This window comes from Pseudooceanicola nitratireducens (genome assembly GCF_900109195.1).
GTDB classification, from domain to species: domain Bacteria; phylum Pseudomonadota; class Alphaproteobacteria; order Rhodobacterales; family Rhodobacteraceae; genus Pseudooceanicola; species Pseudooceanicola nitratireducens.
Map to the genome: position 1 here is coordinate 857,805 of NZ_FNZG01000001.1, position 12,375 is coordinate 870,179.

The following is a 12,375-nucleotide window of genomic DNA, read 5'->3' on the forward strand; positions in this document are numbered from 1 at the left end:
ATGCTGTCGCGCGACACGGATTTCGACAGCCTGACCAAGGGCTTCAGCTGGGACATCCCGTCCCGGCTGAACATGGCGACGCAGGTCTGCGACGATTGGGCTGCGCGGGAACCGGCGCGCACGGCGATCATCGACATGACCGGCCCGCGCCGGCGCGACGTGTCCTATGCCGCGCTGCGCGAAATGGCGGAAACCATGGCCACGGCGCTGCTGGATCGCGGCATCGTTGCGGGGGACCGGGTCGGCGTGCTGCGGTCGCAGGACGCCTGGTGCGCCGCCGCCCATATCGCGATCTGGAAGGTCGGCGCGATTTCCGTGCCGCTGTTCAAGCTGTTCCGCGAAGACGCCCTGCGCAGCCGGGTGATGGACAGCGGGCTGACGCTGGCGATCAGCGATGCGGAAGGCGCGGCGATGCTGGGCCCCCTTGGGGTGACGTCCCTGGTGCCAGAGGACGGGCTGCCCGACATGTTCACCCCGACGCTTCAGACCGGGGCCGAGGATCCGGCCGTCCTGATCTATACCTCGGGCACGACCGGCAAGCCCAAGGGCGCGCTGCATGCGCATCGTGTGCTGACCGGCCATCTGCCCGGCGTGGAATTGTCCCATGATTTTCTGGGGGGTGAGGGCGATTGCCTTTGGACCCCGGCGGACTGGGCCTGGATCGGCGGGCTGTTCGACGTGCTGATGCCAGGGCTGGCGCTTGGCGTGCCTGTGGTGGCGGCCAGGATGCCGAAATTCTCGGTCACCGCCTGCGTTGACCTGATCGCGGAGACAGGCATTCGCAACGTCTTCTTCCCGCCGACCGCCCTGCGTATGCTGAAGGCCGAGGGCGCGAAGATCCCCGGCCTGCGGTCCGTGGCCTCGGGCGGGGAACCCCTTGGGGACGAGATGCTGGCCTGGGGGCGCGACGCCATGGGGCTGACCATCAACGAATTCTACGGCCAGACCGAATGCAACATGGTCGTGTCCTCCTGCGGGGCCTCTTTCCCCGGTGCGCCGGGCTGCGCGGGCCGGCCCGTGCCCGGCCACGACGTTGCGGTGATCGACGCCGCAGGAGAGTTAACGGATTCCGAAGGCGATGTGGCCATCAGGCGAGGATCGGCCTCGATGATGCTGGAATACTGGCAAAAGCCCGACGCCACCGCCGAGAAGTTCCGCGGCGACTGGATGCTGACCGGCGATCGCGGCGTGATGGAGGGTGGCTACCTGCGCCTGGTCGGGCGCGAGGATGACGTCATCACCTCGTCCGGCTACCGGATCGGCCCTGGCGAGGTCGAGGATTGCCTGCTGACCCATCCGGCCGTTGCTACCGCTGGTGTCGTGGGTAAACCCGATCCGCTGCGTACCGAAATCGTCAAGGCCTACATCGTCTTGAAACCCGGAGCTGCGGCATCGCCCGAGACCGAGCAAGACATTGTTAACCATGTTAAATCCCGCTTGTCGGGCCACAACTACCCGCGTGAAATCACCTTTGTCGAGGCGCTGCCGATGACGGTCACCGGCAAGGTGATCCGCAAGGACTTGAAGGCCCGCGCCATTCAGGAGGCACAGTCATGAAACTACGTTCCGGGGCGATCGCATCGTCCGAAGACTTCCGCCGCAACCGCGATGGTCATCTGGCCGCGCTGCAAGTGGTGCAGGAGGCCGCCGAAGCCGCCGCCCTGGGTGGAGGCGAGAAATCCCGCGACCGTCACCTGAGCCGCGGCAAGCTGCTGCCCCGTGACCGTGTGGCCGGGCTGCTTGATCCCGGCTCGCCCTTCCTGGAACTGGGGGCGACCGCCGCGCATGACATGTACGGCAATGCCGCGCCCTGTGCCGGGATCATCACCGGCATCGGTCGCGTGCAGGGCCGCGAGGTCATGGTGGTCTGCAACGACGCCACCGTGAAGGGCGGCACATATTACCCGATGACGGTGAAAAAACACCTGCGTGCCCAGGAGGTTGCCGAGGAAAATCATCTGCCGTGCGTCTACCTGGTCGACAGCGGCGGGGCCAACCTGCCGAACCAGGACGAGGTCTTTCCCGACCGCGACCACTTTGGCCGGATCTTCTACAACCAGGCAAGGATGAGCGCCAAGGGCATCCCCCAGATCGCCGTGGTCATGGGATCCTGCACCGCCGGGGGGGCCTATGTGCCCGCGATGTCGGACGTGACGATCATCGTGAAGGAACAGGGCACGATCTTCCTTGCCGGCCCGCCGCTGGTCAAGGCCGCAACCGGAGAGGTCGTGTCGGCCGAGGATCTGGGCGGCGGCGACGTGCACACCCGGCTGTCGGGCGTTGCGGATTACCTGGCCGAGGATGATGCCCATGCGCTGGCCCTGGCCCGCCGCGCCGTCGGCAGCCTGGGCTTTGCGCCCCATGTCAGCCACCTGCAACTGCAGTCGCCCGAGGAGCCGGCCTATGACCCCGATGAGATCATCGGCGTCGTGCCGGCCGATCTGCGCACGCCCTATGACATCCGCGAAGTCATCGCGCGTATGGTCGACGGATCGCGGTTCGACGAATTCAAGCCGCGCTTTGGCGAGACGCTGGTGACCGGCTTCGCCCATGTCATGGGCATGCCCGTAGGCATCGTGGCCAACAACGGCGTGCTGTTTTCCGAGGCCGCCCAGAAGGGCGCGCATTTCGTCGAGCTTTGTTCGCAGCGCCGTATCCCGCTGGTATTCCTGCAGAATATCACCGGCTTCATGGTCGGTCGGAAGTATGAAAATGAAGGCATCGCGCGGCATGGGGCCAAGATGGTCACCGCCGTGGCCAGCACCAATGTGCCCAAGATCACCATGCTGGTGGGCGGATCCTTCGGGGCGGGGAACTATGGCATGGCCGGACGGGCCTACAGCCCGCGCTTCCTGTGGACCTGGCCCAATTCGCGCATCAGCGTGATGGGCGGGGAACAGGCGGCGGGCGTGCTGGCCACGGTGAAACGCGACGGCATCGAACGCACCGGCGGCAGCTGGTCCGCCGAGGAAGAGGCGGACTTCAAGCGCCCCACCATCGAGATGTTCGAACGCCAGTCGCATCCGCTTTATGCCTCGGCCCGGCTGTGGGATGACGGGGTGATCGACCCGCGCAAATCGCGCGAGGTGCTGGCGCTGAGCCTGCGTGCCGCGCTGAATGCCCCGATCGAAGAGACGCGCTTTGGCGTGTTCCGGATGTGATGGCCTGCGTTTGCGATAGCGGAGAGGGCATGGGGCGCTGCCCCGCCGCGCAAGGCGCGGCCCCCCGGAGTATTTCGGGCAAGATGATCGAGGGGGGCGCGCGATGATCGAGACGAGATTGACCAGGGCCTTCGGGCTGGAGAATCCGATTGTTTCGGCCCCCATGGCGCTGGCGGCGGGTGGGGCGCTGGCCTCGGCCGTGTCGGGCGCAGGCGGTCTGGGGCTGATCGGCGGCGGCTATGGCGATGCGGGGTGGATCGACACGGCGTTCCGCGATGCGGGCAATGCGCGGGTCGGCTGTGGGTTCATCACCTGGAAGCTGGCCGAAAAGCCTGAATTGCTGAACCGCGTGCTGGAGCATGATCCGGCAGCGCTGTTCCTGTCCTTTGGCGATCCGGCACCCTTTGCCGCGGAAATCGCCGCAGCGGGTGTGCCGCTGATCTGCCAGGTGCAGACGCTGGACCATGCGCGCCAGGCGGTGGCTGCAGGTGCGCGCGTGGTGGTGGCCCAGGGCGGAGAGGCCGGGGGCCACGGGGCCACGCGCGGGACCATGACGCTGGTGCCGGAAGTGGCGGATGTCCTGGCGCGGGAAGCACCCGAGGTCATCTTGCTGGCCGCCGGCGGGATCGCCGACGGGCGCGGGCTGGCGGCGGCGCTGATGCTGGGGGCGGACGGGGTTCTGGTTGGCACCCGCTTCTGGGCCTGCCGCGAGGCGCTGGTGCCCGAGGCGATCCGCGAGGCCGGGGTGGCGGCGACGGGGGATCAGACCCTGCGCTCGTCCTTGCCGGATATCGCGCGGGGGCTGGACTGGCCCGCGCCCTTCACGATCCGCACCGTGCGCAACGCCTTTACCCAAGCCTGGGAGGGCGATCCCGACGGGCTCCGTCAGCGCCCCGACCTGCACGCCGCCTATGCCAAGGCCGCAGCCCAGGGCAATGCCGAGATCGCGCCGCCCATTGCGGGCGAAGCCGTGGGGCTGATCCAAGACACACCGGGCGCGGCCGAGATCGTGACCCGCATGGCCCGAGAGGCCGAAGAGTTGATCACGGGCGGCTGGCGCCGCTGAGGAGGACCAAGATGTTCGACAAGATCCTGATTGCCAACCGCGGTGAAATCGCCTGCCGCGTTATTGAATCTGCCCGGGCCCTTGGGGTGAAAACCGTGGCCGTCTATTCCGACGCCGATGCCGCGTCGCGCCATGTGGCGATGGCGGATGAGGCGGTGCATATCGGCGGGCCGGCCCCGGCCGACAGCTATCTGCGCGGCAATGCGATCATTGACGTGGCGAAAGCCACGGGCGCGCAGGGGATCCATCCGGGCTATGGCTTCCTTTCCGAAAACCCCGATTTCGTCGAGGCGGTGGAAGCGGCCGGGCTGGTCTTTATAGGCCCCACGGCCAAGGCGATCCGCGCCATGGGGCTGAAGGATGCCGCCAAGGCGCTGATGGAGAAGGCCGGCGTGCCGGTCGTGCCGGGCTATCACGGTGAGGATCAGGCCGATGCGGTGCTGTCCGAAGCCGCCGATCAGATCGGCTATCCGGTGCTGATCAAGGCCGTGGCGGGCGGCGGCGGCAAGGGCATGCGTCTGGTCGAGGCCCCCGGCGATTTCGCCGATGCGCTGGCCAGTGCACGGGGCGAGGCCAAGACTGCCTTTGGCAACCCCGCCGTGCTGGTCGAGAAATTCGTCGAAAAGCCGCGCCATATCGAGGTGCAGGTCTTTGGCGATGGCACCCGTGCCGTGCATCTGTTCGAACGCGATTGTTCCCTGCAGCGCCGCCATCAGAAGGTGATCGAGGAAGCCCCCGCGCCGGGCATGACGCAAGAAATGCGCGAGGCCATGGGGCAGGCGGCGGTGCGCGCGGCCGAGGCCATTGGCTATAAAGGTGCGGGCACGGTGGAGTTCATCGTCGATGGCAGCAACGGGCTGCGCCCCGATGGCTTCTGGTTCATGGAGATGAACACCCGCCTGCAGGTGGAACACCCCGTGACCGAGGCGATCACCGGCGTCGATCTGGTGGAATGGCAGCTGCGCGTCGCCAGCGGCGAAGCGCTGCCCGCCGCCCAGGAGGATCTGACCATCACCGGCCATGCCTTCGAGGCCCGGCTTTATGCCGAGGACGTGCCGGCGGGCTTCCTGCCCGCCACGGGGCGTCTGGCGCATCTGGCCTTTCCCGATGGGGCGAGGGCCGATACCGGCGTGCGCTCGGGCGATGTGATCAGCCCCCATTACGACCCGATGATTGCCAAGGTCATCACCCATGGGCCGACCCGCGACATCGCGCTGAAACGCCTGTCGCAGGCGCTGGGCCAGACACAGGTGGCGGGCACGGTGACGAACCTGGCCTTTCTGGGCGCGCTGGCTGGCCACGAAGGTTTCGCCAAGGGCGACGTGGACACCGGGCTGATCGGGCGCGACATCGACGCGCTGGCGCGTGCGCCGCAGACGGGGGGCGAAGATATCGCCTGGGCCGGGATGGTGGCGCTTGGGCTGGATGCGGTGCCGCAGGGGCTGGGGGGCTTTACCCTGTGGGACGGGCTGACGCGCAGTGTCACCCTGCGCCACGGCGCAGATGACCTGACCCTGCACATCACCAGCAAGGGGGCAGAACACCGGATCGCCGTCGGGGAGCACGAGGTCATTGCGACCTACCTCAACGGCTGGCAGCTGAACGGCAAGGCGGCCCCGGCCTTCCACCGCGACGGCGACGACATCACGCTGTTTACCGGATACGGCCATGCCTTCACCCGTATCGACCCGCTGGATCGTGCGGCCGATGGGGGCGCGGGCGGCAACCTGATCGAGGCCCCGATGCCCGGTCTGGTGAAATCCATGCTGGCCGCGGTCGGGCAGCAGGTGACGGCGGGCATGCGCCTGGCCGTGCTGGAAGCGATGAAGATGGAACATGCGTTGACCGCCCCGCGCGACGGGGTTGTGGCCGAGGTCCTGGTGGCCGATGGTGCGCAGGTCGAAGCGGGTGCCCCGCTGATCCGACTCGAGGAGTAAGAATGACCACACCCGTCCTGCATCACGTTCCCGGCGCGCGTTCCTTCCGGACGCTCTGGCTGCTTCAGGAAATGGGCATCACGCCCGAGATCGTCGAATGGAAGATCCAGGACGGCTCGATGCGCAGCCCTGAATTCCTGGCCAAATCTCCGGCCGGGCGGATCCCCGCGCTCGAGATTGACGGCACGGTGATCTATGAAAGCGGCGCGATCTGCGAATACCTGTGCGAAACGCGGCCCGAACACGGGCTGGGCCGCGCCCCGGGCGATGCAGAGCGCGTGCCTTTTCTTGAGGCGATGCATTACGCCGAGACCATCGGCCATTTGATCGCCGGTCTGAACCTGCAGTGGATCTTCCTGCGAAACCCCGAGGACCGGTCCGACACAGTGGTCAAGATCGAGGCCAAGCGGCTGGCCGCCACGCTGATGCCGCTGGAACAGCTGCTGGGCACGCAGGACCACATCCTGGCCAGCGGGTTTTCGGCGGCCGACACGATGTACGGCTTTACCCTGACGGCGGCGGGCAAATACGTCCGGCTAGAGAATTTTCCGAACATTCAGGCCTATAACGCCCGCATGGCAGACCGCCCGGGACACAAGGCGGCCTGCGCGCTGGACGGCGAACGCAACTTTCCCGGCAAGGATTTCTACGAGGTCGGGGCGTGATCACCCTTCACCATTGTCCGCAGACCCGGTCGATGCGCGTGCTCTGGCTGTTGCATGAACTGGACGTCGATTTCACCGTCGTGCCCCATGCCTTCGACAAATCCCTGCGCGCGCCGGAATTCCTGTCGCTGTCGCCCGCGGGCCGTGTGCCCGCGCTGGAAATGGACGGTGAGACCTATTTCGAATCCGGTGCGCTTATGGAAATCCTTTGCGAACGCTTTCCCGAACGCGGGCTGGGGCGGTTGTCGGGGGATCTGGACCGGCCCGACTGGCTGGTCTGGCTGCATTTTGCCGAAACCATCACCCAGCATTCCGCCGCCCTGACCCAGCAGCATGTGGCGATCTACGATGACGCCATGCGCTCTCCCATTGTGATGAAGCTGGAGGCCGCGCGTCTGGCCAAATGCTATGCCGCGATCGAAGGTCGGCTGTCCACGCCGGTCGAGAACCGCGATTACCTGCTGACCTCGGGCTTTTCTGCGGCGGATATCGCCGTGGGGCAGGCGGTCTATCTGGCGCGCTTCTTCGCGCCGCTCGACGAATTCCCGGAAACGGCGAAATGGTTCGAACGGCTGGAAGAACGGCCCGCCTTCCGATCCTCGCTGCCACCCGAGGGCGGTGGCATCTACACCCAGGACTTCTACCCCGCATGGACGATCCAATGACCCAGGTTGAGATCTTCGAGGTCGGCCCCCGCGACGGGCTGCAAAACGAAAAGCGCGACATTCCCGTGGCCGAGAAAATCGCCCTGGTCGATTGCCTGTCGGGGGCCGGGTTCCGCCGCATCGAATGCGCCAGCTTCGTGTCGCCTAAGTGGGTGCCGCAGATGGCCGGATCGGCGCAGGTTCTGGCCGGGATCACCCGTACCAAGGGCGTGCGCTATGCGGCGCTGACCCCCAATATGCGCGGGTTCGAGGATGCCATGGCCGCCGGCGCGGACGAGGTGGCGATCTTCGGCTCGGCCTCGGAAGGGTTCTCGCGGGCGAATATCAACGCCTCGATCGCGGAAAGCCTGGAACGCTTTGCCCCCGTGGCGCAGGCCGCGATGGAAAACGGATTGCCGGTGCGCGGCTATATCTCTTGCGTGACCGACTGCCCTTATGACGGCGCGACCCCGCCGGGGGCCGTCGCCCGCGTGGCCGCCGCGCTGCGCGACATGGGGTGCTACGAAATCAGCCTGGGCGACACCATCGGGCGCGGCACCCCCGAGAGCATCGGCGAGATGCTGGATGCGGTGCTAGAGGAACTGCCTGCGCCCCGCCTGGCCGGGCATTACCACGACACCGCCGGGCGCGCGTTGGAGAATATCGAGGTCTCGCTGGAAAAGGGCCTGCGGGTCTTTGATGCGGCCGTCGGTGGCCTGGGCGGCTGTCCCTATGCGCCGGGGGCCGCAGGCAATGTGGCGACCGAGGCGGTGCATGACCGACTGACCGCGCTTGGCTATGACAGCGGGCTGAACCGCGATCTGCTGATCCGCGCTGCCGACATGGCCCGCGCCATGCGCAGCCCGGCCTGACGCGCAATACTCCGAAAGGGGGAGGGACCAGAATGAGCCATGAAACCGTAACCGTCGAGGTGGAGGGCCGGGGCGTCGCGACGCTCTGGCTGGATCGGGCGGACAAGCACAACGCCCTCTCGGCGCAGATGATCCGCGAGGTGCACGAAGCCGCCACCGCCATCAGTCAGGATGACGCGATCCGCGTGGTGATCCTGGCCGCCAAGGGCCGGACCTTCTGTGCCGGGGGCGATCTGGGCTGGATGCGCGATCAGTTCGACGCCACGCCCGAAACCCGCGCGAAAGAGGCCGGTGCCCTGGCCTATATGCTGCAGGCCATAAACCTGATCCCCAAGCCGGTGATCGGGCGCATCCACGGCAATGCCTTTGGCGGCGGAGTCGGCATGGCCTCGGTCTGCGACATCGCCATCGGCACGAGTGAGGTGACCATGGCGCTGACCGAAACCCGGCTGGGCCTTATCCCCGCCACCATCGGCCCCTACGTCGCCGCCCGCATGGGCGAGGCAAACGCCCGCCGCGTCTTCATGTCCGGCCGCGCCTTCAAGGGCGCAGAGGCGGTCGAGCTGGGTCTGCTGGCCCGCGCTGTCGCCCCCGAGGATCTGGACGCCGCGATCGAGGCCGAGGTCGCGCCCTATCTGCAGACCGCGCCCCAGGCCGTCGCCCGCGCCAAGGCGCTGCTGCGCCACCTGGGGCCGCCGATCACGCCCGAAGTGATCGAACATTCCATCGGGGAACTCGTCGCCTGCTGGGAGGGTGAGGAAGCCCGCGCCGGCATCAGCGCCTTCTTCGCCAAGGAAAAACCGGCGTGGCAGTCCTAGGCGGACTGATCTTCGCGGCCCTCGCCGTGGTCGTCGCCGGGTTCCAGCTGGGGCTGGCGGCGGGCAGACCCTGGGGGCATCTGACCATGGGCGGCCGCTATCCCGGCCGCCTTCCGCTGTTCATGCGGTTTTCGGCGCTGGTCTTTGCGCTGCTTTGGCTGGCGATGGCCTGGCTGGTGCTGGCCCATGTGCGCGGCTGGGCGGTGGTGCAGGGCTGGGGGCTGTATTCCGTACTGGGTCTGTGCCTGATGACGACCGTCCTGAACCTGATCACCCCGTCGCTGCCCGAACGCAGGCTTTGGGGGCCGGTCACGGTGGTGATGAGCCTGGCGATGATCCTGGTCGTCACTCTCTGATCCCGTACCTGGGTCGGGGGCGGGGCACGGATGAGCGGCTTTGTCGCATCCCCCCGCGCAGCGTCTGATCCGGGGCCATCGCCCGCGACATGCCACCAACCCCGAACCCCACACCCAGCCTTCGAAACACGGGCCTCCGCCCGTGATTACAGGGGGTTCTTCACCGATGGTTCAGCCCTGGCTGCTATGCCGGGATTCGAGGTGCTGTTCGGGCATAAATCCGACAAAAAGACTCGGGATAGGTTTCCTAAGGCTTTGGAAACCATAGGAAGATTGATTTCTGGCGAAATCGCCATACAAAGACAGACACTTCGCGAATGTCGGTCCCCTTGGTTGACCCTGACAAGGGGCAGGAGTAAACCGCCTACAGCATGGACAGATGGCTTACGCTCTGTCCTGGCCACAGAAAAGGAGCCATCCACGTGGAAGAGATGCTTCGGGAATACCTTCCCATTCTCGTTTTCCTTGTTGTCGCTATCGGGCTTGGCCTCGTCTTTATCATCGCCGCGATCATCATCGCCGTGCGCAATCCCGATCCGGAAAAGGTCTCGGCCTACGAATGCGGGTTCAACGCCTTTGACGATGCCCGGATGAAGTTCGATGTCCGGTTCTACCTGGTCTCGATCCTCTTCATCATCTTCGACTTGGAAATCGCGATGCTGTTCCCCTGGGCTGTGGCCTTCAAGGATATCTCGATGGCCGGCTTCTGGTCGATGATGGTCTTCCTTGGCGTGCTGACCATCGGCTTTGCATACGAATGGAAGAAAGGCGCCCTGGAATGGCAGTAAGCACCGCTCTCAACACCGCAGGCGCCGACAAGGAGCATGCGACCCAGGCGCTGAACCGCGAGCTTCAGGACAAGGGCTTCCTGCTGACCTCGACCGAGGATCTGATCAACTGGGCGCGCACCGGATCGCTGCACTGGATGACCTTCGGCCTGGCCTGCTGCGCGGTCGAGATGATGCATACCTCGATGCCGCGTTACGACGCCGAACGTTTTGGTATCGCGCCGCGCGCTTCCCCGCGTCAGTCCGACGTGATGATCGTTGCCGGCACGCTGACCAACAAGATGGCCCCCGCGCTGCGCAAGGTCTACGACCAGATGCCCGAACCGCGCTACGTGATCTCCATGGGGTCCTGCGCCAATGGCGGCGGCTATTACCACTACAGCTATTCCGTCGTGCGGGGCTGTGACCGGATCGTGCCCGTGGACATCTATGTCCCCGGCTGCCCCCCGACCGCCGAGGCGCTGCTGTATGGCATCATGCAGCTGGCCCGCAAAATCCGCCGCACCGGCACGATCACCAGATAAGGGCCCGGAGACATGACCGAAGCACTCAAGGAACTCGGCGCCTATATCGAACTCAAGCGCCCCGACTGCGTCCTGGGCTGGGACATCACCCTGGACGAACTGACGGTGGACGTGGCCCCGGCGAACATCGCCGGGCTGGTGGACTTCCTGCGCACCGATGCGACCTGCAAGTTCTCGACCCTGGTGGACATCACCGGCGTCGACTACCCCGCGCGGGGCAAGCGGTTCGACGTGGTCTACCACTTCCTGTCGATGTACCAGAACCACCGCATCCGCCTGCGCGCTTCCGTGCGCGAGGACGAGATGCTGCCCTCGATCACCTCGGTGCACCCCTCGGCCAACTGGTTCGAGCGTGAGGTCTTCGACATGTTCGGCGTGATCTTCTCGGGTCATCCCGACATGCGCCGCCTGCTGACCGACTATGGCTTCCGCGGCTACCCGCTGCGCAAGGATTTCCCGACCACCGGCTACACCGAAGTCCGCTATGACGAGACCGCCAAGCGCGTCGTCTACGAGCCGGTGAAACTGGTGCAGGAATACCGCCAGTTCGATTTCATGTCCCCCTGGGAAGGCGCGAAATACGTGCTTCCGGGGGATGAGAAGGAGGAGGGGGCGAAGTGAGCCGAATCGCCACCAAAGTCGAATTGTCTCATGGTCTGTTCGACCGCGATGTCCGAACGGTCGTGATTGGCGTAGGGGCACAGAAAAGTGGTACGACTTGGCTAGCCGCCCAATTGGCGCGCCACGTCAACGTGCATATGCGCGAAAAGGAAGTCCACTATTGGGACGTCGTGCGCTCGCCCTACATTCGCTGGGACAAAATGGCCTGGCAGGGGGGGGGAGGCACGTCGCCGACCCCCCGGATCAAGAAATTGGCTCGGTCTTTCATGCGCAAACCGAAGGATCGAGGAGAGGAGCTTTTTGGTGCGGATCCGGTTTCCCACGTTGATTATGCCAATTTTCTTTCGAGTGGCCGCACCGGGCAAGCAGTCGTGTCTGAGGTGACGCCGGCGTATTCTTTGTGCAGCGCATCCACTTTCGCCGAGATGATTGAGATCCATCCGGATGTCCGTTTTGTTTTCTTGATGCGCGACCCGGTTGACCGCCTTTGGTCTGGAGTCAAACAACGGTTCCGGCCATTGCTTACCGAAGACAGCAAGCTGGTGCGCGAAGGACGCCATGCCGCAGCGCTTGAAAAGGCCTTCCTTCGTGCTTGTGACGATGTCTACGACCCTGACTATCGTCGGTCCAGGTATGATGAAACGATCACCGCTTTGGAAATGGCGGGGGCGAACGCGATCTTCATGTTTTATGAAACGCTATTCACCAAAAAATCGATCAATCGACTTGGCGCTTTTCTAGGCCTAGATGGTCTGGAGGCCCGGTTCGACCAACGTGTCTACGGTGGTCTCGCCGGTGAAGTGGAGCTATCCGCAATTGCACGCCGCACTGCACGCGAAAGCTTGGCTGGGACATACGATTATGTCAGGTCACGCTTTGGAGCAGAGGTTCCGGAACAATGGATGACATGACAGTGACGCACG

The 12,375-nt window shown here is 65.4% G+C and carries 13 protein-coding genes; all 13 read left to right on the forward strand.

Going from position 1 to position 12,375, the window contains the following annotated elements:
• The 13 genes from BMX99_RS03970 (at position 1) to BMX99_RS04030 (ending at position 12,363) form a co-directional block, all read left to right on the forward strand.
• Positions 1–1,557, forward strand: coding sequence for an AMP-binding protein (locus BMX99_RS03970; protein ID WP_093447509.1), 1,557 nt, complete (start codon positions 1–3; stop codon positions 1,555–1,557).
• Complete coding sequence (locus tag BMX99_RS03975; protein ID WP_093447512.1) at positions 1,554–3,161, forward strand: carboxyl transferase domain-containing protein; 1,608 nt, start codon at positions 1,554–1,556, stop codon at positions 3,159–3,161. Before BMX99_RS03970 ends, BMX99_RS03975 begins: the two co-directional genes overlap by 4 nt.
• Positions 3,162–3,264: 103 nt before the next feature.
• Entirely contained in the window at positions 3,265–4,227 is a 963-nt protein-coding gene (locus BMX99_RS03980; RefSeq protein ID WP_093447514.1) for an NAD(P)H-dependent flavin oxidoreductase, read from the forward strand.
• Between the two features lie 11 nt (positions 4,228–4,238).
• Complete coding sequence (locus BMX99_RS03985; protein ID WP_093447517.1) at positions 4,239–6,164, forward strand: acetyl/propionyl/methylcrotonyl-CoA carboxylase subunit alpha; 1,926 nt, start codon at positions 4,239–4,241, stop codon at positions 6,162–6,164.
• 2 nt (positions 6,165–6,166) lie between these two features.
• The gene (locus BMX99_RS03990; RefSeq protein ID WP_093447519.1) at positions 6,167–6,829 is read left to right on the forward strand and encodes a glutathione S-transferase family protein; all 663 of its coding nucleotides are present in this window, start codon (positions 6,167–6,169) and stop codon (positions 6,827–6,829) included.
• A complete protein-coding gene (locus tag BMX99_RS03995) occupies positions 6,826–7,494 on the forward strand; it encodes a glutathione S-transferase family protein (RefSeq protein WP_093447521.1) in 669 nt (222 codons plus the stop codon). Before BMX99_RS03990 ends, BMX99_RS03995 begins: the two co-directional genes overlap by 4 nt.
• Complete coding sequence (locus BMX99_RS04000) at positions 7,491–8,345, forward strand: hydroxymethylglutaryl-CoA lyase (RefSeq protein WP_093447524.1); 855 nt, start codon at positions 7,491–7,493, stop codon at positions 8,343–8,345. The genes BMX99_RS03995 and BMX99_RS04000 overlap by 4 nt, the downstream gene beginning before the upstream one ends.
• A gap of 32 nt (positions 8,346–8,377) precedes the next feature.
• Positions 8,378–9,163: a crotonase/enoyl-CoA hydratase family protein gene (locus tag BMX99_RS04005; RefSeq protein ID WP_093447527.1), complete on the forward strand. Its 786-nt coding sequence runs from the start codon at positions 8,378–8,380 to the stop codon at positions 9,161–9,163.
• A complete protein-coding gene (locus BMX99_RS04010) occupies positions 9,151–9,519 on the forward strand; it encodes a hypothetical protein (protein ID WP_093447530.1) in 369 nt (122 codons plus the stop codon). The genes BMX99_RS04005 and BMX99_RS04010 overlap by 13 nt, the downstream gene beginning before the upstream one ends.
• A gap of 422 nt (positions 9,520–9,941) precedes the next feature.
• Positions 9,942–10,307, forward strand: coding sequence for an NADH-quinone oxidoreductase subunit A (locus tag BMX99_RS04015; protein ID WP_093447532.1), 366 nt, complete (start codon positions 9,942–9,944; stop codon positions 10,305–10,307).
• Positions 10,298–10,831, forward strand: coding sequence for a NuoB/complex I 20 kDa subunit family protein (locus tag BMX99_RS04020; RefSeq protein ID WP_093447535.1), 534 nt, complete (start codon positions 10,298–10,300; stop codon positions 10,829–10,831). Before BMX99_RS04015 ends, BMX99_RS04020 begins: the two co-directional genes overlap by 10 nt.
• A gap of 12 nt (positions 10,832–10,843) precedes the next feature.
• The gene (locus BMX99_RS04025) at positions 10,844–11,452 is read left to right on the forward strand and encodes an NADH-quinone oxidoreductase subunit C (RefSeq protein ID WP_093447538.1); all 609 of its coding nucleotides are present in this window, start codon (positions 10,844–10,846) and stop codon (positions 11,450–11,452) included.
• Positions 11,449–12,363 carry a sulfotransferase gene (locus BMX99_RS04030; RefSeq protein ID WP_093447540.1) on the forward strand — a complete coding sequence of 305 codons (915 nt, stop codon included), beginning with the start codon at positions 11,449–11,451 and terminating at the stop codon, positions 12,361–12,363. The genes BMX99_RS04025 and BMX99_RS04030 overlap by 4 nt, the downstream gene beginning before the upstream one ends.
• Positions 12,364–12,375 lie beyond the last annotated feature (12 nt).

Excerpts from the sequence above, each read along its gene's own strand:
- BMX99_RS03970 (WP_093447509.1), top strand. The coding sequence starts at position 1 with ATGCTGTCGCGCGACACGGATTTCGACAGCCTGACCAAGGGCTTCAGC.
- BMX99_RS03975 (WP_093447512.1), top strand. The coding sequence starts at position 1,554 with ATGAAACTACGTTCCGGGGCGATCGCATCGTCCGAAGACTTCCGCCGC.
- BMX99_RS03980 (WP_093447514.1), top strand. The coding sequence starts at position 3,265 with ATGATCGAGACGAGATTGACCAGGGCCTTCGGGCTGGAGAATCCGATT.
- BMX99_RS03985 (WP_093447517.1), top strand. The coding sequence starts at position 4,239 with ATGTTCGACAAGATCCTGATTGCCAACCGCGGTGAAATCGCCTGCCGC.
- BMX99_RS03990 (WP_093447519.1), top strand. The coding sequence starts at position 6,167 with ATGACCACACCCGTCCTGCATCACGTTCCCGGCGCGCGTTCCTTCCGG.
- BMX99_RS04000 (WP_093447524.1), top strand. The coding sequence starts at position 7,491 with ATGACCCAGGTTGAGATCTTCGAGGTCGGCCCCCGCGACGGGCTGCAA.
- BMX99_RS04005 (WP_093447527.1), top strand. The coding sequence starts at position 8,378 with ATGAGCCATGAAACCGTAACCGTCGAGGTGGAGGGCCGGGGCGTCGCG.
- BMX99_RS04020 (WP_093447535.1), top strand. The coding sequence starts at position 10,298 with ATGGCAGTAAGCACCGCTCTCAACACCGCAGGCGCCGACAAGGAGCAT.
- BMX99_RS04025 (WP_093447538.1), top strand. The coding sequence starts at position 10,844 with ATGACCGAAGCACTCAAGGAACTCGGCGCCTATATCGAACTCAAGCGC.